Here is a 19687-nt window from a genome sequence, read left to right on the forward strand (position 1 = left end):
TGCTGGATGCCGCTCAACAAGAGGCGATCTCAGACCACCTGCGCACAGAAATCTATTTGCCTCCATAGCCAACGAAAGATCTCTGGCTTCGAAGCCGTCATGAAACTCTTAAGGCGAGGCGTAAAGGGGATAACCATGCTTCGCCGACCCGTCATCATGATGCCGTCTGCCACTTCGTTCCTATCGGAACCACAAGTTACATGCGCCCCGGAAAGCATCGAGATCAGCGGGTATCAATGCGCAGCAACGCCCGAAGACCTGCCCTCCAACTAATGCCGAAGAACTTCCTCCCCAAGAAGGACGCTTCGCCAAACAAAGTCCCATGGCGCCTCAGCGAGATCAATGGATCAGTAGATGTCAAGTAATCTGGAGCGGAGCATTCTAAACCGGGTCTTGCTGATCATGTCATTGGGCGGCGTGCTGATCTTTGGCTTGTCTACCATGCGGATCGTCACCGAAGGTTTTCAACCCAAATTTGGCCTCATGTGGCTAGTAGCCGCGAGCATTATTTCCCTCAGGCTTTTCAGGAACAAGCTGCAGGCGAAAGCGATAGGCTTTCTGCTTTTTGCATTGTTCACTATCATGGGCCTCGTCGCGCTCCTGAACGATGGGCTCGCCTCGATCGGCTCCATATTTCTGTTCCTCGGCCTTTCAACAAGCGCGGTTGTCGTCGGCACAAAGACCTTCTTCTTGTTGATCGGGCTGCAATTCACTGCATTCAGCGCAATCACGGCGCTGACCGTCATGGATGTTCTGGCGCCAGTCCCGGACGACACGGTTGAATATCTGACCTCGGGAAAGACGTGGCTTTTCCATGGAATCGTCATCTCGATTGGGGCTGCCATTTCCTTCTATGGGTCCAACCTCTTGGGTCAATGGTACAGAAATAACCTGACAGAAACCAAGGACACCTTCTATAACGCGATCTCCATTCTGTCACTGGCGCGCGATACCGAAACTGGTGAACACATTGCGCGCGTGTCGAAATATTCCGAAATTCTCTATGATGCGCTGACACATAATCAGAAGGAACAACTGCACTTCACGAGAGACGAACTGAAGAAATCAGTCCGCCTACATGACGTCGGAAAGATATCGATCTCAGATGCGCTCCTCAAGAAACCCAGCAAACTGTCGGAAGATGAATTCGAGGAAATGAAACTTCATACCACGGTAGGTGCTGACATCATCGGATCGATCCTGAACCATCATCAGAGAGAAGATCGCGTCTTGAGCCTGGGCCAGAGCGTTGCCTTGAACCATCATGAGAACTGGGACGGTTCGGGATATCCCAATGGATTGGAGTCGACCAAAATCCCGATCGAAGCGCGCATCATGGCAATTGCTGATGTCTATGACGCATTGCGTTCCAAGCGGCCCTACAAGACCGCCTATTCACATGCGGAAACGATCCGGAGAATGACTTCGATGTCTGGAAGCAAGTTTGATCCGGACCTGTTTGAAACTTTTCTAAGCGTGGCAGACCAATTTGACCGGGCATACGCAACAAGCCCGGTCTCGAAGGAAGACGACATCGATGGATAAGCAACTCGATCGCTTTGCAGCAACGCGAAAGAAAGCGAACGCGGCCATCTCCATCGCATCTGCACTGATTGCGGTTGTCGTCATCATCGGAACTCTGCTCCGGCTCGGGATGGAAGGATTTCACCTCGTCTTTCCAATCATGTGGGTCGGATCAGCACTGTCGATCCTCCCTCTGATTCTCATCAACAAGATATCGTATCAAGCCAAGTCATTCAGCCTTTGGCTATCATGGACGCTAATGTCGTTTGGCGCGTTCCTGATGTTCGGAATCGGCTCTGCCGGAATGATCTTCTTTCTGGTCGCCTCTACATTTGCGGCGCTCAATTTTCCGTTCAGGCGCGTTGTCGTTCTTATCGCAATCAAGACGGCTATCCTGTTGGCAGGAATATTCTATTTTTCAATGTTCAAGAGCCTCCCGGTCCCGCCGCAAGGCATAGCGTTCTTCCAGCAGCCGCATATCTGGGTCGTACATACCTTCCTTATTTCAATCGCGGCCGTTGCGATCGTTTATGTGACGACTGTCTGGAGCCAATTGAACCAATATCTCGCGGAAGAAACCGAGAAGAGCTTCTACAACGGGATCGGGTTGCTATCCCTTGCACATGACACCGAAACAGGAAGCCACCTTGCTCGTGTATCCGCCTATTGTGAAATTATCGCGACAGAATACAAGAAGCGCCACCCGGACAAGAGTGGCGGCTTGAATGTCGAAGACCTGGCTGTAGGGGCGCAGCTGCACGACATAGGGAAAATCTCGATTCCGGCATCCGTTCTGCAAAAACCCGGAAAACTTGATCCGACTGAAATCGCACTGATCAAAATGCACACCACGGCCGGTGCAGAGCTGATCAGCCAGATCATCGACAAATCACCTGGCCTGCCAACAAGGCGGCTGCGGATCGCCAAAGAAATCGCCTTGTCGCATCACGAGAATTGGAATGGGAGCGGCTATCCCAATGGCCTGTCCGGATATTCCATTCCCCTAAGCGGCAGGCTGGTAACCGTTTGCGATGTATATGACGCGTTGAGATCGAAGAGGCCCTACAAGCCAGCCTTCAGCCATGCGCAGGCGATCGAGATAATGAAGCAGGAGACGCACAAGTTCGACCCCGATGTATTTGCGATATTTGAAGAAGAGAATCTCAAATTCGCAGACGTATTCGAAGGTATTTCCGACTGATCCTCGCAACCCTGTCAGGAGCGATGAGACATCCCATGCAAGAATTCCAAACATCAATTCTCTCCGAACGCCTGAGATCAGACGGCATCGTCAGGTTCATGCTCCTGGCAACCTTGCTTGGATTGGGTTTCAGTGGGTTGTTCCTGCTCGTTGGTGCGATGAACTCGCTCTATGGGGCTCTGGCTTTTTCGGCCTCGGTCTTGGTTGGCTGGGCCTTCATCGCGCGCTCAAAGTTCACCTGTGCTGCGGTATTCGTCAATCTCAGCATGTTGCTGGCGGTGTTTTGGATGATCATTTTTTCCAGTGGGTTCCATTCGCCCTTCTTGATCTGGCTTGCTTGTCCGCCATTGATCATCGGGCTTTTGGTCAGCTGGAAGTGGTCGATTTTATGCGGTATTCTGATATTCCTGTTTTCCATTGGATTGAAGATTGCAGATCATACTCTGGTTGAAATGACAGAATTCCAGGCCACTCATACGGATGGCATGCCTCATACCGTGGCGCTTCTGTCGGTCATCACTGCGGTCATCACCGTCATCTTTTTCTCCTATCAGAATTACCGCGAACTGGTGGCGATCATCCTTGACGCGCAGGAGAAAGAACGCACAGACGGTCTGACGGGTATCTTGAATCGCGCAGGATTCAACCAGGTCGTTTCCAAGTTGTCGGAACACGGATCAGAAGATACGGGCGCGCTCATTCTCTTCGATGTCGATAAGTTCAAGACCATCAATGATACATATGGCCATATATTCGGGGACTACGTTCTTGAAACAATCGCCCTGAAGATTAGCGGAATTGTCCGGGAGATAGATGCTTTGGCGCGTATCGGCGGGGATGAATTCGCTCTGATACTTCCGGGTGTTCCTCACAAATTTGCGGTTCTGGTCGGGCAGCGAGTCAAGGATCAGATAGATGCAACGCCGTTCCATGCCCCCTGTGGAAGCGTGGTCAGTGTCGCCGTCTCGGTTGGCGTGGCCACTTGTGAAGACGGTGATTTGTGCAAGACAGAGCCGATGATGCACCTCGCGGATACCGCGCTTTACGAGGCCAAGACCATTTCACACGGCGTCGTCGTCAAGAGGCTTGAGGAATTCGAGCAGACGGCCCCCTTTGCAGAAACCCAGCGCGCAGCAACCGACGACCTGCAGCGACGCGCCTGATTGCGGGACGCGGCCGATCCAATGGAGCCGACCTGACCTGATTTGTTAGTCGAACGAGTCATCAGGGCCAATGATTTAGTAGTCGCGAACATCATCTGCCGGCTTGAACGGGCTGGACGACACGCCTGCCTGCAAAGACCTTTGCGGTCCGAGCGGTCAGTGTTCTGGAGCGGGTAGCGGGAATCGAACCCGCACCAAGAGCTTGGAAGGCTCGTGTGATACCATTTCACCATACCCGCCCGATATTTGTGTGTGCTAGATCAGCCAAATCGTCGCGTCAAGTGCGGACGCTCGGCGCGTGACCGGACGCCCTGCCATGGGCATGGGTGGTGTGACTCTGCATCGAGTGCATCCGATCCAAGTTCTGGCCAACACCCGTCGCGCACCCTACTGCGGCGCTGCTTCAGTCAACGCAAGCCAGGTCTCATCGCCCTGCCGAAGGAGATGACCTTCGGCAAAGACCGGCGCAGAAAGGTGCCTGCCCCCCCAACCGACACGGGCAGATGTCAGCGATGCGGCGTGGGCAGGTTCCGGTCAGCGCGCTGGAAATCAGGTTTGATTTCTCTGGGCTCTTGAGGCGATGATGAGCGATATGGGTCGATGGCCCGGACGGTTGCAGAAAAGCTGGAACAACAAGGCCATGCCCGGATGATCGTAACACCTGAGCTTGCGCCGTTGGCCGAGCATTTCGCGCGCACAGTCGAGAGCGGGGCGGATCGTGGCGCGCTTTGCGTGATGCGCAACGGCGCTGTTCTGCTGGATATCCAGGGTGGGGCGGCGAGACCCGGCGCGCCATGGGCGCCCGACACGCTCGCCTGCTGCTTTTCCGTCACGAAAGGTGTGATCTCGCTTCTTGCGCATCACATGGTGGCCAGCGACGACATCGCGCTGGACACGCCGGTTGCCTCGGTCTGGCCCGAGTTCGCGGCCGGAGGCAAAGACGCGATCACATTGCTGGACGTTCTGACCCATCGGGCCGGGCTCGCGGTCGTGTCCGGGGCTGTTGCGGAAGGGGACCTCTACGACTGGGGCACGATGGTGCGCCATCTTGAACGCTCCACGCCCGAGGCTTCGCTGTTCGGGACGCCGGCCTATCACAACATGACCTACGGACATCTGCTGGGCGAGACGTTGCGCCGCGCGGCAGGGGCACGATCGCTGCCCGAACTGCTCATGGAACGGCTGTTCGAGCCGCTTGGCGCGGATTTCCGCATCGGCCTGAGCGAGAGCGAACAGGCGCGCAGCGCGCGATTGACACAGGCCGACCCCAAGGCCTTGTTCGAGGCGCTCGATGACGCACCCGAAAGCCTGTTCGCCCGTTCGATGGCCTTCTTTGATCGGCACGAGGATTTCAATTCACCGCGGTGGCGGGGCGCCGTGATCGGATCGGGCAGCGGTCACGCAACGGCAAGGGCACTGGCGACAGTGTATGGCCAGTTCATCTGGGACAACGCCATCATTCCCCCCGATAGGCAGCGGGACTTGTCGAAACTGCACGGGGCCACCCCGAAGGACCCGATCCTCGGGATACCGATCAGCTTTGGTCAGGGGATCGAATTGAACGGCCCGCCGGACCTCGATTTTGGGCCCAACCGGAAGGCCATCGGGCATTGGGGCGCAGGTGGCGCACAGGCGTTCTGCGATCCCGATCTCGGCCTGTCGTTTGGCTATGTCACCGGACATATGTCGGACAGGATGGGGAGTTCGTCGCGCGCAAGACGGCTGGTTCACATCCTATACGAATGCCTCGACCGGGCGTGACGCCACGATTCAAATGACAACACACACCAGTCGCCTTGCGACGGCGGCAAGAGGACGGGCCGGTGGGTCCCCCCTTTGCCCGAACTGACGCGCAGAAATCGCCTTCGATCAGCCAGACAGGATATCCTTTAGCTCTCATCCTGTTTGGGCGTGTCGCGCAAGTCGAGCGCGACCACGATATCGACGAGGTGCCCCGTCATCAGGCCTTCGGCGGCATCACCGTCGCGGCGACGGAACGCCTCGACCAGCGCGTGATGGGCATGTTTCTCGCACAGCGCGCTTTGGCGGCGCCAATACAACGCGGTGATCAGCGACGACCGCGCCACGAGCCGCTCGATGAAACCGGCGATCGTGGTCTGGTCGGCGAAATGCGAAATCTCGATATGAAACTGGCCGGAGAGGCGCAACGCCTTGCCCGGCTCATTCTGCTCGAGCGCCTCGCGGATCGTGAGCTTGGCGACAAAGGCCCCGCGGTTGCGGCGCAATTCCACCAGTTCCACGCTCGACAGCGCCTGCAGCGCGGACCGCACGACGCTTCGCGACACGCTGTAGATGTCGCTCAGCTCGTCTTCGCCAAGCTTGGTTCCGGGCAACAGCCGGTGTTCATGGATCGCCTGAGACAACGACGTCCGAGATGCGCCGTCGGTCCTGAAACCGTCGGTTGGATAAAGGCGGTCTTCTCGGAGATTCGGTTCATGCGCTGCTCCTGCACCATCCTCGGTGCCGGCTCCCACCGGGCACGAGACACGAGCAGTTTGAACACAACAAGATATTGGATTGCATACAATACTGCGCACAATGATTGAAAGCGTCGTATCTTTTTTTCGTCTCGACTTTGTGCACGGAATGAAAACGGGGACCCGCGGGCCGCTGATCCAATGCTGGGGCAAGAACCGGGAACCCTCGATGACGAATTCCGCCCACCTTGAACTCGTGTCCCTGACCAAGCGATATGGACAGTCCGTCGCGGTCGGCATCGCGGACATGGCGATGGTCTGCGAAGCCATGGGCAAGATCACCTATGGCGACAAGGGGAACATGACGCGCGAAGAGATCGAAAAGACGATCGCGATCTTCACCGAGGCCAAGCAGAACGGCCAGTTCCGCGCCTTCTGGAAGACCTTCGACGAAAGCGTCAACCTGATGGCCTTGGGCAAGGTCGTGATCCAGTCGATGTGGTCGCCCGCGATCACAGCCGTGCGCTCGCGCGGGACCCCATGCGTCTATCAACCCCTGAAAAAGGGCTATCGCTCATGGGGCGGCGGCATCGGCCTGTCGGCCTCGCTCTCGGGCATGGAGCTGGATGCGGCCCATGAATACATCAACTGGTATCTCAGCGGTTGAGGTGGCGGCTTCCTCATGCGGCAGAGATATTATTCGGCCGTTCCGGAAACCTCCAAGGAATTCATGTCAGAAAACGAGTGGAGCTGCCGGTTCGAGGGCAAGGTGGCGACCGACGTGATCACCTCACCTTTCGGCGATCCGCTGTCACAGGCCGGCGACGTTCGCGACGGCGGCGACTTCTATTCCCGCATGGGCGCGGTCGCCTGCTGGAGCTCCGTCACGGACGAGACGGGGAACGGGCGCTCCCCGCCTTGCTTGATCTGGTCAAGAAGGCATCGGCGGACGGCGCTCAGGCAATCATCATCGTCTGCCATGAGGACACCGGGTTGGAAGAGGCGCGCCGGATGGCCGCCTACCCCGTGATCGGGATCGGGCACTCAAGCTTCGTCATGGCAAGCCTGATCGCCGAAAGCGCCGTCGTAATCACAACGCTCGAGGCGGCCGTGCCTGTGATCACGGCCAATATCGAACGGCATGGCCTCACGTCCAGGATCGCAAAGGTCGTTGCGGCGCAGGTCCCGGTGCTTGATCTCGAAGCCGCGCCCGACCGAGCCGCGGCGGAATTCATTGAGGCGGCCCGCGCCCTGTCGCCCGAGCCCCCCCTGATCATCCTCGGCTGCGCTGGTGGGGTCTCGATCCGGCGCCATGTGGCCGGCGTCATGCGCCGCCCGGTGATCGAAGGGGTCACCTCGGCGGCCCGGCGGTGCCGCGCGCTCGCCGGCTGAGGTCTGCAGCCGACCACGCGGATCGATCCGTCCATCCCGTTGATCAAAGTCGATATCAAACACCGACGGAGCGGCATCAGCCAATGCAGGATCAGCAGAGATAGGGCGACGGAGAGGTCTCCCGCGGCACGCTCCGCAGGGCCAGCCGCTCGGCAAGCCATTTGCGACACGATGTCCCGAGATCGGCCAGACTGACCGCGCCATCAAACCCTGCGGAGCGACCGCCACGGGCCCAAAAGTCTTCGAAAGACTTTTCCCGATTTCTTTTCAAGAAATCGCTCGCCCTCCCCTCGGGCAGAATCGACCGCGTGCGACACGCTCCTGCGGGAATGGTCTGGGCTTCGGGGTGCGTTGGCCTGTAGCGTTGACCACGATACGGAGGCAGGCGGGCCGGATGAACGAACCTTCAAAGCGCATACTCGTCATCGGCGAGGTTCTGGTCGAGATCATGGCCGATACGCCGGGGCCGGATTTCCTCATGCCTCAAGCGTTGACCGGTCCCTATCCCTCTGGCGCGCCAGCCATTTTCGCGGCACAAGCCGCCAGGCAGGGACAGCCCGTGACGCTTGTCTCCAACCTGGGCGACGATGATTTCGGCCACCTTTGCCGCAACCGGCTTTCAAGGGAAGGGGTCGATATCTCGGCGCTCGGCACAGACCCGGATCGTCCGACCGGAACGGCCTTCGTAAGATATGACCACTCGGGCGGCCGGCACTTCGTCTTCAACATCCGGCACAGCGCCGCAGGTCGGCTGGACATGACAGCCGCCATCCGGGCGGCCTTCGACCGGGCCGATCACCTGCATGTCATGGGCTCGTCCCTCTCGAGCGCGGCGATCGCGACTGCCAATCTCGATGCAGCCGACGCGATCCGTTCGCGCGGCGGCACCGTATCGTTCGATCCGAACCTGCGGCCCGAGATCCTTTCGGACGGGCGCACGGCGAATGCGCTGCAGGACGTGCTCGCGCTGACCGACCTTTATCTGCCCAGCGGAGCGGAGCTGACCCTTCTGACCCGCGCAGACGGCGAGGCCGGTGCCCTGCGCGAACTTCTCGATCGGGGCATCACGGCCATCGTTCACAAGCTGGGTGCCGCAGGCGCACGCTATCATGACGGAACCGGCACGATCTTCGCACCCGGCCTTGCCGCGACCGAGGTCGACCCGACCGGCGCAGGCGATTGCTTTGGCGCGACCTTTACCTCGCTCTGGCTTCGCGGCACACCTGCGCAAGAGGCGCTGCGCCGCGCTACGGCCAGCGGCGCACTCGCGGTGACACGGCGCGGCCCTATGGAAGGGCTGTCCTCGTCGGCCGATATCGACGCGGCCCTCGCGGGCCTGGAAAGGACAGAGCGATGAGCCATCCACTTCTTGCCATACCGCGCGCCTTTCACGGCGGCACGCATCTGGGCATCACCTCGGTCTGTTCGGCCCATCCGATCGTGATCGAGGCCACGCTCAACGACGCCCGCGACGCCGACGGCCCCGTCCTGATCGAGGCCACCTGCAACCAGGTCAACCAGGAGGGGGGCTATACGGGCATGACGCCCGCGGCCTTTCGCGATTTCGTCGAAGGAATCGCCCGCAAGGTAGGCTTCGACCCGGCCCGCATCGTTCTGGGTGGCGATCATCTGGGCCCCAACCCTTGGAAGGACCTCCCAGCCGAGGAGGCGATGACCCGCGCCGAAGCGATGATCGCGGCCTATGCGGCGGCAGGATTCACCAAGCTGCACCTCGACACGTCGATGGGCTGCGCAGGAGAACCTGCCGCGCTTGATGATACCACGACGGCCCACAGGGCCGCGCGGCTGGCCCGGATCTCCGAGGCTCAGGCCGGCGCGATCCAGCCTGTCTATGTCATCGGCACCGAAGTGCCGGTGCCCGGTGGGGCGACCCATGCGATCGATCACCTCGAACCAACGGCGCCCGAGGCCGTCGCCCGCACCCATGACGTGCACCGCGACGCGTTCGCGGCGCTGGGTCTCGGCGATGCATTTGGCCGGGTGATCGGTCTCGTGGTTCAGCCCGGGGTCGAGTTTGGCCATACCGATATCATCCATTTCGATCCCGACCGCGCCCGCGGCTTGTCGCGCTGCCTGACGGACATGGACGGCCTCGTATTCGAGGCGCATTCGACGGATTATCAACGCCCCGAGGCGCTCCGCGCGCTGGTCTCGGGGGGCTTTGCGATCCTCAAGGTCGGCCCGTGGCTGACCTTCGCGCTGCGCGAGGCGCTTTATGGCCTCGACGCGGTGGCCGATGTGATGGACGCCCACCCACCGACGGGCCGCTTGATGGCCAGGATGGACGCGGTGATGACAGCCGCGCCCGGACATTGGGCGAAATACTATGGCGGCACCGAGCAGGAGGTCTGGCTTCAGCGGCACTTCAGCTATTCGGATCGCATCCGGTATTACTGGCCCGACCCGGCGGCATCGGAAGCGGTGGATCAGCTGATGTCACGGCTCGAGGGTCGGGACATCCCGCCCCCGGTGCTCGAGCAATACCTGCCGGGCGCCACGGGCGCGACAGCCCATGAGATCCTTCTCGATGCGGTCAGCCGTGTGCTGCGGATCTATCGGGCGGCCTGCTCCTCCTGATCGCCCTCCAGAGTAATGAACCGCAAAGCGGTATCGAGTGGGATACGCGCGACGTTCACGAGATCTGGGATCGGCACGAATTCATCGGGTTGGCGGCAGACCCGGAAATCGCCCGCGCCGAAATTGACCGTGGGGATCGCGACCAGTTGCGACGTCAGATCGATCAGCGCCTCTCCGGTCAGCGTGGCGGTCAGGCTGGCCCTGTCCATTGGCGATACTTTCATTCCCGCCCCGCAGGTCGAACCGGTCCGCGCGAGATGCCCGTCCCTGCCGCTGTCGTCTCAGGCCGGTTCGGGCACGGCATCGAAGCTGTCGGCACTCGCCCGTTGCCAACGCATGGAATAGCCGAAATCGTCGCCCTGCCCATCAATCAGGAAGCCTTCGGGCAGATAGGGATAGACCTCCGCCCCGGTGACCATCTCGCGATCCTTTTCGCGCATCATCAGGTGATGCGGAAGGAAATCGCCGGGATGCGACAGGCCCGCGGCGCCGGTCATCTCGGCCAGCGCCTTGAGCGTGTTCTGATGGAACCGGAACACACGTTCGGCCTTGTCGGGCACATCGATGGCGCGTTGGCGCAGTTTGTCCTGCGTGGCCACGCCCACGGGGCATTCGTTGGTGTGGCAGGCCTGCGCCTGAATGCAGCCGACCGAGAACATGAAGCCACGGGCCGAATTGGCCCAGTCGGCCCCAAGGACAAGAACCTTGGCCAGATCGAAGGCCGTAACGACCTTGCCCGAGGCGCCGATCCTGATCCGGTCGCGCAGGCCCGCACCGCGCAGAGTGTTGTGGGCGAAGGTCAGCCCTTCGACCAGAGGCATCCCGATATGGTTCGCGAATTCCAGCGGCGCGGCCCCGGTGCCGCCCTCCTTCCCGTCGATCACCATGAAATCGGGCGTGATCCCGGTCTCGAGCATCGCCTTGACGATGCACATGAATTCGCGCCGGTGCCCGATGCAAAGCTTGAATCCCACCGGCTTGCCACCCGACAATTCCCGAAGTCGGGCGATGAAATCGAGAAGTTCGCGTGGCGTGGAAAACTCAGGGTGCGAGGCCGGTGAAATGCAATCCTGCCCCATCGGCACGCCGCGCGCCTCGGCGATCTCGGGCGAGATCTTCGAGGCCGGCAACATGCCCCCGTGGCCCGGCTTTGCGCCCTGGCTGAGTTTCAGCTCGATCAGTTTGACCTGCGGATCGGCGGCCTGTTCGCCAAACTTTTCGGGATCGAACCGGCCCTCCGGCGTGCGGCAGCCGAAATAGCCCGACCCGATCTGATAGATCAGGTCCCCCCCGCCCTCGCGGTGATAGCGGCTGATCCCGCCCTCGCCGGTATCATGGGCAAACCCGCCCATCTTGGCGCCCTTGTTCATCGCGAGGATCGCATTGCCCGACAGCGCGCCGAAACTCATCGCGGAGATGTTGTAGAGCGAGGCGTTATAGGGAAGAAGGCAATCCGGCCCGCCGATCGTCACCCGGAAATCGTGATCCGCGATATGTTTGGGCACGATCGAATGGGTGATCCACTGATAGCCCGCGTCATAGACCCGGGCCCGCGTGCCGAAGGGGCGCTTGTCCTCCACCCCCTTGGCGCGCTGATAGATCAGCGAGCGTTCATCGCGGGAGAACGGCTCCTCGTCCTGATCGCTTTCGATCAGGTATTGCCGAATCTCGGGGCGGATCCCTTCGAAGATGAACCGCATATGCCCGATCACAGGGTAATTGCGCAGGATCGCGTGGCCCCGTTGCGTGACGTCATAAACGCCCACCGCCGTCAGCCCGGCAAAGGCCGCAAGCGGGATCAGGAACCAGGCGGACCAGACCAGACCGATCAGTGACGCAACGGCAAGAGCGATCACCGCTCCGAAGGTAGAATATCTTTCCATGACAGGAGCCTAGCCGCAGTCATGCGGGTTGCTCAAGTCACGCAGCCCGACTCATTCGGGATCGGCGTCGAAATCGGGCAGGCTTTCGAGCGCGGATTTCAGTGCGTCGCCCCAACCGGTGCTGATCGACATGAAACGGGGATCGTCCAGCTCGATCCGGCCCGAGGGGCCAAGGCAGAGACTGTCCTTGCGGTAGAAATGATAGTCGAACGGCGCGCCCACGGTCAGGTTCGCCTTGAGCGTGGAATCGAAGCTGACCAGCATCAGCCGCATCGCCTTTTCGAAGGTCATCGCCGGATCATAGGCCCGAACGAGGATCGGGCGGCCGTATTTCATCTCGCCGATCTGGAAGAACGGCGTGTCGTCGCAGGCCTCGATGAAATTGCCCTCGGGATAGATCAGGAACAACCGCTGCGGGCCGCCCTTGATCTGGCCACCGACGATCAGCGTCGCGTTGAAGCTGGCACTTGCGGTCTGCCCCGCGTCATTGTGATTGGCGATGACGTTGCGCAGCGTGTCCGCAATCAGCCGGGCGGCCTGGAACATCGAGGGCACGCCCATCAGCGACGGCTCCCTCTCGTCATGGGCCTTGGTGCGTTCATCGAGCACACTGACCACGGCCTGCGTCGTGGCGAGGTTTCCCGCGCTCATCAGGGTGATGACGCGATCGCCCTTCGCCTCCCAGTGGCGCATCTTCCGAAAGGTGGAGATGTTGTCGAGACCGGCGTTCGTCCGCGTGTCCGACATGAACAGCGTTCCGCCGTCGATCATCATTCCGACGCAATAGGTCATTGGGGCCCTTACTGCTGCGCGACCTCGATTTCGACCGCGAGTCGTTCGCCTGCGCCCCCGGTCCGGGTTCCAGTTACAGGGGCCGCGTCCGAATAGTCCAGACCGGTTGCAACCCGGACGTAGCGTGTGTCGGGTGAAATCCCGTTCGAGGGATCGAAGCCCACCCAGCCCAGCCCGTCGACATAGGCCTCGGCCCAGGCGTGCATGGCATCCTGTTCGATCCGGTCGTTCAGCATGAGATAGCCCGAGACATAGCGCCCGGGCAGGCCAAGCTGCCGGACGGCAGCCAGAAACACATGGGCATGATCCTGGCACACGCCCTGCCCCGCCGTCAGCGCATCCTCGGCCGACCATTCCGGCTCGGACGATCCGACTTCGTAGGCCACGGCCTCGTAAACGCCGGTCAGGAGCGCATGGAGCCGTTCGAGAGTTTCGCCAGATGGCAGGGATTGCACCAGCTTCGCGACCCCCTGCCCCGCCTTTGTGCGGGGCGTCGGCTTGCTGTAAAGCCAGAGCGGCGCCGGCCCGATATGGGGGCCGACGATGCCGTGACCATCGGCGATTTCCACCTCTCCCTCGCTGGTGACCGCCAGCGAAGTGGCACCCCTCTCGATGCTCAGAAGTTCGACCACGTTGTTGTGATGGTCGTCGAAGGCCAGTTCCTTCTTGCCGCCGACGATGCCTGTCCGCCAGCTCATGACGGTCTGGTTGTGCGAAGATTTCGGCGTCTTGCGCAATTGTTGCAGACCGCTCGAGATCGGCTGTTCAAAGCTGTACTGGGTGGTGTGACGGATTCTCAGGCGCATGGGATCACTCATAGAATCTGTAATCTATTTCAACCTGGTGCCCCAGATCGCTCAGCAGGGTGAGCTGTTTGCGGATGAATTCATGCAGGCCATAGCTGAAGATCGCGTCAATGTCGTAGGACAGGAATGCCCGTTCGATATGGTCGGCCATGCGCCATGACGGCGGCCTGTCGCCATAACCCGAAACGAGATAGCCGAGGTTGTCGCGGATCTTCCGGACACAGAACCTCAGGCTGCGCGGCATCCGCTGATCGAGGATCAGGAACCGGGCGATATCCTTGGGATCGAAATTGTTGTCATAGACCATGCGGAATCCGCCATGCGCCGAGACCGACCGCAGGATCGTTTCCCATTGCACATTGTCGATGGAGGAGCCCACCGCCGTGACCGAGGGCAGAAGCACATAGTATTTCACGTCAAGGATGCGCGCGGTGTTATCGGCGCGTTCAAGAAACGTGCCGATCCGCGCGAAGTCATAGATGTCGTTGCGCAGCATCGTGCCGTGGGTCGCCCCGCGCACGAGCGCCGCGCGCTGCCGGATCTGGCCCATCACCTCGGGCAGATCGCGTTCCGACACGCGACGCGCCAGAAGCGTGGTCGCATCCATATAGGCCGCGTTCACCGCCTCCCAGACCTCGTGGGTCAGGGCGGTGCGGACCAGCCGGGCATTCTGCCGCGCCCCCGTCAGCGAGGACAGGACCGAGGACGGGTTGTCGCGCGACCTGAGCATCCAGTCGATCGCGGCCTCTTTGGTCACCGCGTCGTGATACATGTCAAAGCCGTCGCAGACGCCGGCGGTCTGCAGCACCGACCGCCATTCGGAATCAGACGCCCCCATCCGGGTCAGCGCGATCCGCTGGCCCGTCTCGACAAGACGCGACGTATTCTCCGCCCTCTCGAGGTAGCGGTACATCCAGAACAGCCCGTTCGCAGTCTTGCCGAGCATCAATCCTCCAGGACCCAGGTGTCTTTGGTGCCGCCACCTTGCGACGAGTTCACGACCAGAGACCCTTTCTTGAGCGCGACCCGGGTCAGACCGCCGGGCGTGATCCGGATGCCGCCGGGGCTCATCAGAACAAACGGCCGCAGGTCCACATGCCGCGGTGTCAGCCCGGCCCGGTTGAAGATCGGAACGGTCGACAGCGACAGCGTCGGCTGCGCGATGTAATTCGACGGCCGTGCCTTCAGCTTGCGCCGGAAGGCCGCCAGATCCTTCTTGGTGGCCGTCGGACCGATCAGCATGCCATAGCCGCCCGAGCCGTGAACTTCCTTGACGACGAGGTCCTCGAGATTGTCGAGAACATAGGCAAGCGCATCCGGCTCCGCACAGCGCCACGTCGGCACGTTTTCCAGCAGTGCGCGTTCGCCGGTATAGAATTCGACGATTTCGGGCATGTAGCTGTAGATTGCCTTGTCGTCGGCGATGCCGGTGCCCGGCGCATTGGCGATGGTGATCCGCCCTGCGCGATAGACATCCATGATCCCCGGCACGCCAAGCTGGCTTTCGGGGTTGAAATTCAGCGGATCGAGGAAATCGTCATCCACCCGGCGATAAAGCACGTCGATCCGGCGGTAGCCCATCGTCGTGCGCATCGCGACATGGCCGTCCACGATCGCCAGATCGTGACCTTCGACCAGCTCGACCCCCATCTGATCGGCAAGGAAGGCATGTTCGAAATAGGCCGAGTTGAAAATCCCCGGCGTCAGAACCGCGACTGTCGGACGTTCCGCCGATCCCGCCGGCGCGCAGGCCGCCAGCGATTGGCGCAGATGCGCGGGATAGTTCTGAACCGGCTGGACCCGGTTCTGCGAGAACAACTCCGGAAACATCTGCAACATGGTTTCGCGGTTCTCGAGCATGTAGCTCACGCCCGACGGCGTGCGGGCGTTGTCCTCGAGCACATAGAACTGATCGTCATCGGTGCGCACCAGATCGATGCCCACGATATGGGTGTAGATACCGCCGGGCGGCCGGACCCCGATCATATGGGGCAGGAACGCCGCGTTGCGGGAGATCATCTCTTGCGGGATGCGGCCCGCTTTGACGATTTCCTGCTCGTGATAGATGTCATGGAGGAACGCGTTGATCGCGCGGACGCGTTGTTCGATGCCGCGGCGCAGTTTCTGCCATTCCTGACCCGAGATGATGCGCGGCACGATGTCGAAGGGGATCAGCCGTTCCTCGGCCTCCGACCGTCCGTAGACATTGAAGGTGATGCCCGTCAGCCGGAACAGGCGCTCTGCCTCGCGTTGCTTGGCACGGAGCCGCTTGGGGTCTTCGCCCTCAAGCCATGCGCTGTAGCTGCGGTAGGGCGCCCTGAGCCCGTCTTCCCGCCCCCACATCTCATCGAACGTGTTGTCTTGTCCCATGAGGCGAGGTTAGGCCCGCTCCAGACGGAAGTCTCTACTCCGAAGTTGTTTTCGGCGCCTGCATTCGCGTCATTGCTCAAAATTTAGGCGAAGCACCGGACGCAAGGGGGACGTTCCCGTCATAGGTGTCGTCCGGGCGGGCGCAGCGGGGATTGACACCACCCCACGTCACGCCCGTTATTCGACCCAAACGGAGGAGATCGCCATGGATATGGGCCTGAAGGATATGCGCGTTCTGGTCACGGCAGGCGCGTCCGGCATCGGGGCTGCGGTGGCGCGTGCCTTCCATGCCGAGGGCGCGCGCGTGCATGTCTGCGATGTCGATGCCGAGGCCCTCGCAGCCATCGGGCGCGATGTGCCCGGGCTCAGCACCAGCATCTGCGACGTCTCCGACCGGACCGCCGTGGCAGCCCTGATCGACGAAACGGTCGCCCGTCTGGGTGGGCTGGATTGTCTGGTGAACAACGCGGGCATCGCGGGGCCGACCGCCCCCGTCCACGAGATGGACCCCGACGGCTGGGAAGAATGCATCGCGGTCTGCCTCAACAGCCAGTTCTATACGACGCGCCTTGCCGTGGCGCATCTGCGCGCCTCTAGCAATCCCTCGATCATCAACCTGTCGTCGGCTGCCGGGAAATACGGCTTCCCCAACCGGTCCGCCTATGCGGCGGCGAAATGGGGGGTGATCGGCTTTACCAAGACGATCTCGCGCGAGCTGGGCGGTTTCGGCATCCGCTGCAACGCGATCCTGCCCGGCGTCGTGGCCGGCGACCGGATCAACCGCGTCATCGCGGCCAAGGCCGAGACGATGGGCAGGACCTTCGAAGACGTGGAGGCCGGGATGCTCGATCAGGGCTCGATCCGCGAGATGATCGCCCCCGAGCAGCTGGCCGAAATGATGCTGTTCCTTGCCTCTCCGCGCGGGCGCACGATCTCCGGTCAGGCGATCAGCGTCGATGCGGACCTTCAGGCCCTTGTCTGAGCGGCCTGTTCCCCGCCGCCCACTCGGGTTAGGGTGAGCGGAACCCGCAACCCGAAAGCGCAGCGCGATGAAAGACAGCCAGACAAGGCCCGCCATGGCCGTTGCCGCCCGGGGGCTTTCGAAATCCTTCGGCCATCTCAAGGCCGTCGACGGGATCGACCTCGACGTGCCGGAGGGTGAGATTTTCGCGATCCTCGGCCCCAACGGCGCGGGCAAGACGACCCTGATGCGGATGCTCGCCACACTGATCGTGCCTGACGGAGGAACCGCCACGATCCTCGGCCGCGATCTGGCGCAGGATCCGGCGGGCGTCCGCAGTCAGATCGCGTTGACCGGCCAGTTCGCCTCGCTCGACGAAGACCTGACAGGGCGCGAGAACCTGATCCTGCTGGCCCGCCTGTGGGGGTTTTCCCGCGCCGGATCAAAGGCCCGCGCGGCCGAATTGCTCGACGCCTTCGATCTGGCCGATGCCGCCACGCGACAGGTCAAGGATTACTCGGGCGGCATGCGGCGCAGGCTCGATATCGCGGCCTCGCTGATCGTGACACCGGGGGTTCTGTTCCTTGACGAGCCGACGACCGGGCTCGACCCGACCGCGCGGCAAAAGGTCTGGCGTCTGATCCGGCAACTGGCGGAATCGGGCGTGACGATCCTTCTGACGACGCAATACCTCGAAGAGGCCGATCAGCTGGCCCGCCGCATCGCCGTGATCGATCATGGCCGCAAGATCGCCGAAGGCACGAGCCGCGAATTGAAGGCCGAGGTCGGCGCGGGTTTCCTGTCGGTGGCGCTGGCCGATCCGTCACGGCTTGATGCTGCCGCCGCGCTTCTGGCCGACAGTCTTGGCCACGAGGTCAATCGCAACGCCGAAGACACGCACCTGTCGGTGATGGTCGACACCCCCGCCGCCGCCAATGCAGCACTTTCGGCCCTGATCGAAGCGGGCTTCGAGGTGACGGATTTCGAGATGGGGGCCCCCTCGCTGGAAGAGGTGTTCTTTGCCCTCACCGGACGACCAGCCGACGACACCGAAGGAGACGCGCCGTGACCAAATCCTTCACCCGGGTCGAGCGCCCCACCCCTCCGGGGCCCCTGTCCAACGCGCTGACCTTCGGCTGGCGCGCGGTTCTGAAATTCAAGCACGTGCCGGAACAGCTGTTCGATCTGGTAATGACGCCGATCATGTTCACGCTTCTGTTCACCTTCGTCTTTGGTGGGGCGCTGGCGGGATCGACGGGCAATTACCTGCAATACCTGTTGCCGGGCATCCTTGTTCAGACGGTCCTGTTCAACGCGGTCTATTCCGGGATGGGCCTGTCGACGGACCTGTCGAAGGGCCTTTTCGACAGGTTCCGGTCGCTGCCGATCTGGTCGCTTGCACCCTTTGCCGGACTGATCGTGGGCGATTTCCTGCGTCATCTGATCGCGGGAGGGATCATCCTCGGCATCGGGCTGGCACTTGGCTACCGCGCGGATTCCGGGCTGATCGGCGTGGTCGGGGCGTTCCTTGTCCTTCTGGCCGTGGGCTTTGGCTTTGGCTGGTGCTTCATCGTTCTGGGCCTGCTGGTGCGCACGCCGACCACGGTGATGACGCTGGGCTTTACCGTGTTGTTCCCCCTCGTCTTTGCCTCGAACGTGATGGTCGATCCCGCGACGATGCCGGGCTGGCTCGAAGCCTTCGTCCGGGCCAATCCGGTCACATGGATCGTGACGGCGGTCCGGGGGCTGATGGACGGGACCGTCACGGCAGGCGCCGTCGGTCTGGCGCTTCTGGCGCCGGCCGTTCTGGCGCTGATCCTCATGCCACTGTCTCTCAGGCTCTACCGGCGGTCCTGAGGCGCGGCCCCCGGCTAGAGGATCCCGTGCCGCTCGAAGACCTCGGCGAGGCTGTGGCCTGCGCGAAGCTCCTCCCGCACCGTGTTTTCGGAACGCACCTTGGACAGCGCGCCTTCCATGACCTCGTCGATCCTCTCCGCCGGAACAAAGACGATCCCGTCGATATCGGCCACGACAAGATCGCCGGAATTGACCGTCACACCGCCGATGACGCAGGGCACGTCAAGCCACATCATCTTGCCCCGGTACTTGGTATCGACGGGGTTGGTACCGCCCGAAAAGACGGGATAGCCCATCTCGCGGATCTGCCTCACGTCGCGGACGCAGCCATCGGTGATGCAGCCCGGGCTTTGCAGGTACTGCGCGCGCGTCGACAGCAATTCGCCCCAGGGCGCGATGCCAAGGTTGCCGTTGCACGAGATGACGGGCACCTCCCCGGGCTGAAGGCTGTCGACAAGCGTGATCTCGTGCTCGTAGACATTCACGGTCTCGTCGTCGTGATAGATCGGCATGTAGATCCCGACGCGGGCGAACCCCGCGATCGACATGCCCTCGCCCACCGCGCGAAGCCCGGGATCGAGCGCCTGCCGCCGCAGTCCCATGCTGTCGAGCGTGTCGCAGATCACGGCGGAATACAGCTCTTCGGCGCAGGTTTTCAGGGTCTCGAGGCGATCTTTCATGTCGTGTCCTTCCGGTTGGCAG

The 19687-nt window shown here is 61.6% G+C and carries 18 protein-coding genes, 1 tRNA gene and 1 pseudogene; 11 read left to right on the forward strand and 9 right to left on the reverse strand.

Going from position 1 to position 19687, the window contains the following annotated elements:
• Positions 1–354: 354 nt before the first annotated feature.
• Genes EP376_RS17465 through EP376_RS17475 form a run of 3 tightly spaced genes read left to right on the forward strand, consistent with a single transcriptional unit; the run spans position 355 to position 3888 of the window.
• Positions 355–1545, forward strand: coding sequence for an HD-GYP domain-containing protein (locus tag EP376_RS17465; RefSeq protein WP_127656914.1), 1191 nt, complete (start codon positions 355–357; stop codon positions 1543–1545).
• Positions 1538–2725: an HD-GYP domain-containing protein gene (locus EP376_RS17470; RefSeq protein WP_127656915.1), complete on the forward strand. Its 1188-nt coding sequence runs from the start codon at positions 1538–1540 to the stop codon at positions 2723–2725. Before EP376_RS17465 ends, EP376_RS17470 begins: the two co-directional genes overlap by 8 nt.
• Before the next feature lie 35 nt (positions 2726–2760).
• Positions 2761–3888: a GGDEF domain-containing protein gene (locus tag EP376_RS17475; protein WP_164744968.1), complete on the forward strand. Its 1128-nt coding sequence runs from the start codon at positions 2761–2763 to the stop codon at positions 3886–3888.
• A 165-nt stretch (positions 3889–4053) separates the two neighbouring features.
• Here the strand turns inward: EP376_RS17475 and EP376_RS17480 are convergent.
• Positions 4054–4127 (reverse strand) — tRNA-Gly (locus EP376_RS17480).
• 409 nt (positions 4128–4536) lie between these two features.
• Here EP376_RS17480 and EP376_RS17485 point away from each other — a divergent pair.
• Positions 4537–5649 (forward strand): serine hydrolase domain-containing protein, encoded by a 1113-nt coding sequence (locus EP376_RS17485; RefSeq protein ID WP_164744969.1) that lies wholly within the window; start codon positions 4537–4539, stop codon positions 5647–5649.
• Between the two features lie 128 nt (positions 5650–5777).
• Here the strand turns inward: EP376_RS17485 and EP376_RS23345 are convergent, their stop codons facing one another.
• On the reverse strand, positions 5778–6272 hold the full coding sequence (locus EP376_RS23345) for a GntR family transcriptional regulator (protein WP_238928786.1): 495 nt from the start codon (positions 6270–6272) through the stop codon (positions 5778–5780).
• Positions 6273–6621: 349 nt separating this feature from the next.
• Here EP376_RS23345 and EP376_RS17495 point away from each other — a divergent pair.
• The 4 genes and pseudogenes from EP376_RS17495 to EP376_RS17510 all read left to right on the forward strand — a co-directional run.
• Positions 6622–7221: pseudogene (locus tag EP376_RS17495) on the forward strand (extracellular solute-binding protein); the annotation flags it as partial.
• Positions 7222–7244: 23 nt separating this feature from the next.
• A complete protein-coding gene (locus EP376_RS17500; RefSeq protein WP_164744963.1) occupies positions 7245–7718 on the forward strand; it encodes an aspartate/glutamate racemase family protein in 474 nt (157 codons plus the stop codon).
• 394 nt (positions 7719–8112) lie between these two features.
• Positions 8113–9075, forward strand: coding sequence for a sugar kinase (locus EP376_RS17505; RefSeq protein ID WP_127656919.1), 963 nt, complete (start codon positions 8113–8115; stop codon positions 9073–9075).
• On the forward strand, positions 9072–10316 hold the full coding sequence (locus EP376_RS17510; RefSeq protein WP_127656920.1) for a D-tagatose-bisphosphate aldolase, class II, non-catalytic subunit: 1245 nt from the start codon (positions 9072–9074) through the stop codon (positions 10314–10316). Before EP376_RS17505 ends, EP376_RS17510 begins: the two co-directional genes overlap by 4 nt.
• On the opposite strand, the gene EP376_RS17515 is transcribed toward EP376_RS17510, so the two are convergent.
• The 6 genes from EP376_RS17515 to EP376_RS17540 are packed head-to-tail and all read right to left on the reverse strand — an operon-like array spanning position 10292 to position 16167.
• On the reverse strand, positions 10292–10540 hold the full coding sequence (locus EP376_RS17515) for a hypothetical protein (RefSeq protein ID WP_127656921.1): 249 nt from the start codon (positions 10538–10540) through the stop codon (positions 10292–10294). The genes EP376_RS17510 and EP376_RS17515 overlap by 25 nt on opposite strands.
• 57 nt (positions 10541–10597) lie before the next feature.
• On the reverse strand, positions 10598–12199 hold the full coding sequence (locus EP376_RS17520; protein ID WP_127656922.1) for an FMN-binding glutamate synthase family protein: 1602 nt from the start codon (positions 12197–12199) through the stop codon (positions 10598–10600).
• A gap of 51 nt (positions 12200–12250) precedes the next feature.
• On the reverse strand, positions 12251–12991 hold the full coding sequence (locus tag EP376_RS17525; RefSeq protein WP_203330955.1) for a proteasome-type protease: 741 nt from the start codon (positions 12989–12991) through the stop codon (positions 12251–12253).
• 8 nt (positions 12992–12999) lie between these two features.
• On the reverse strand, positions 13000–13797 hold the full coding sequence (locus tag EP376_RS17530; protein WP_127656923.1) for a transglutaminase family protein: 798 nt from the start codon (positions 13795–13797) through the stop codon (positions 13000–13002).
• A 4-nt stretch (positions 13798–13801) separates the two neighbouring features.
• Positions 13802–14743, reverse strand: a complete 942-nt coding sequence (locus tag EP376_RS17535) for an alpha-E domain-containing protein (protein ID WP_127656924.1) — start codon at positions 14741–14743, stop codon at positions 13802–13804.
• A complete protein-coding gene (locus EP376_RS17540) occupies positions 14743–16167 on the reverse strand; it encodes a circularly permuted type 2 ATP-grasp protein (protein WP_127656925.1) in 1425 nt (474 codons plus the stop codon). The genes EP376_RS17535 and EP376_RS17540 overlap by 1 nt, the downstream gene beginning before the upstream one ends.
• Positions 16168–16372: 205 nt before the next feature.
• Between EP376_RS17540 and EP376_RS17545 the strand changes: the two genes are divergently transcribed.
• From EP376_RS17545 to EP376_RS17555, 3 genes are all read left to right on the forward strand, one after another.
• Complete coding sequence (locus EP376_RS17545) at positions 16373–17149, forward strand: SDR family oxidoreductase (protein ID WP_127656926.1); 777 nt, start codon at positions 16373–16375, stop codon at positions 17147–17149.
• Between the two features lie 67 nt (positions 17150–17216).
• Positions 17217–18197 (forward strand): ATP-binding cassette domain-containing protein, encoded by a 981-nt coding sequence (locus EP376_RS17550; protein ID WP_127656927.1) that lies wholly within the window; start codon positions 17217–17219, stop codon positions 18195–18197.
• Positions 18194–18985 (forward strand): ABC transporter permease, encoded by a 792-nt coding sequence (locus EP376_RS17555; protein ID WP_127656928.1) that lies wholly within the window; start codon positions 18194–18196, stop codon positions 18983–18985. Before EP376_RS17550 ends, EP376_RS17555 begins: the two co-directional genes overlap by 4 nt.
• 14 nt (positions 18986–18999) lie before the next feature.
• Here EP376_RS17555 and EP376_RS17560 read toward each other — a convergent pair whose 3' ends face one another.
• Positions 19000–19665: an RraA family protein gene (locus EP376_RS17560; RefSeq protein ID WP_127656929.1), complete on the reverse strand. Its 666-nt coding sequence runs from the start codon at positions 19663–19665 to the stop codon at positions 19000–19002.
• Positions 19666–19687: the final 22 nt, after the last annotated feature.

This window comes from Alexandriicola marinus (assembly GCF_004000435.1).
Classification (GTDB): domain Bacteria; phylum Pseudomonadota; class Alphaproteobacteria; order Rhodobacterales; family Rhodobacteraceae; genus Alexandriicola; species Alexandriicola marinus.

Bases quoted from the DNA above. Each gene is read 5' to 3' on its own strand.
- EP376_RS17550 (WP_127656927.1), top strand. From the start codon at position 17,217: ATGAAAGACAGCCAGACAAGGCCCGCCATGGCCGTTGCCGCCCGGGGG.
- EP376_RS17530 (WP_127656923.1), bottom strand. From the start codon at position 13,797: ATGCGCCTGAGAATCCGTCACACCACCCAGTACAGCTTTGAACAGCCG.
- EP376_RS17475 (WP_164744968.1), top strand. From the start codon at position 2,761: ATGCAAGAATTCCAAACATCAATTCTCTCCGAACGCCTGAGATCAGAC.
- EP376_RS17465 (WP_127656914.1), top strand. From the start codon at position 355: ATGTCAAGTAATCTGGAGCGGAGCATTCTAAACCGGGTCTTGCTGATC.
- EP376_RS17515 (WP_127656921.1), bottom strand. From the start codon at position 10,540: ATGAAAGTATCGCCAATGGACAGGGCCAGCCTGACCGCCACGCTGACC.
- EP376_RS17470 (WP_127656915.1), top strand. From the start codon at position 1,538: ATGGATAAGCAACTCGATCGCTTTGCAGCAACGCGAAAGAAAGCGAAC.
- EP376_RS17540 (WP_127656925.1), bottom strand. From the start codon at position 16,167: ATGGGACAAGACAACACGTTCGATGAGATGTGGGGGCGGGAAGACGGG.
- EP376_RS17510 (WP_127656920.1), top strand. From the start codon at position 9,072: ATGAGCCATCCACTTCTTGCCATACCGCGCGCCTTTCACGGCGGCACG.
- EP376_RS17545 (WP_127656926.1), top strand. From the start codon at position 16,373: ATGGATATGGGCCTGAAGGATATGCGCGTTCTGGTCACGGCAGGCGCG.
- EP376_RS17535 (WP_127656924.1), bottom strand. From the start codon at position 14,743: ATGCTCGGCAAGACTGCGAACGGGCTGTTCTGGATGTACCGCTACCTC.
- EP376_RS17560 (WP_127656929.1), bottom strand. From the start codon at position 19,665: ATGAAAGATCGCCTCGAGACCCTGAAAACCTGCGCCGAAGAGCTGTAT.
- EP376_RS17520 (WP_127656922.1), bottom strand. From the start codon at position 12,199: ATGGAAAGATATTCTACCTTCGGAGCGGTGATCGCTCTTGCCGTTGCG.
- EP376_RS17525 (WP_203330955.1), bottom strand. From the start codon at position 12,991: ATGACCTATTGCGTCGGAATGATGATCGACGGCGGAACGCTGTTCATG.
- EP376_RS17485 (WP_164744969.1), top strand. From the start codon at position 4,537: ATGATCGTAACACCTGAGCTTGCGCCGTTGGCCGAGCATTTCGCGCGC.
- EP376_RS17505 (WP_127656919.1), top strand. From the start codon at position 8,113: ATGAACGAACCTTCAAAGCGCATACTCGTCATCGGCGAGGTTCTGGTC.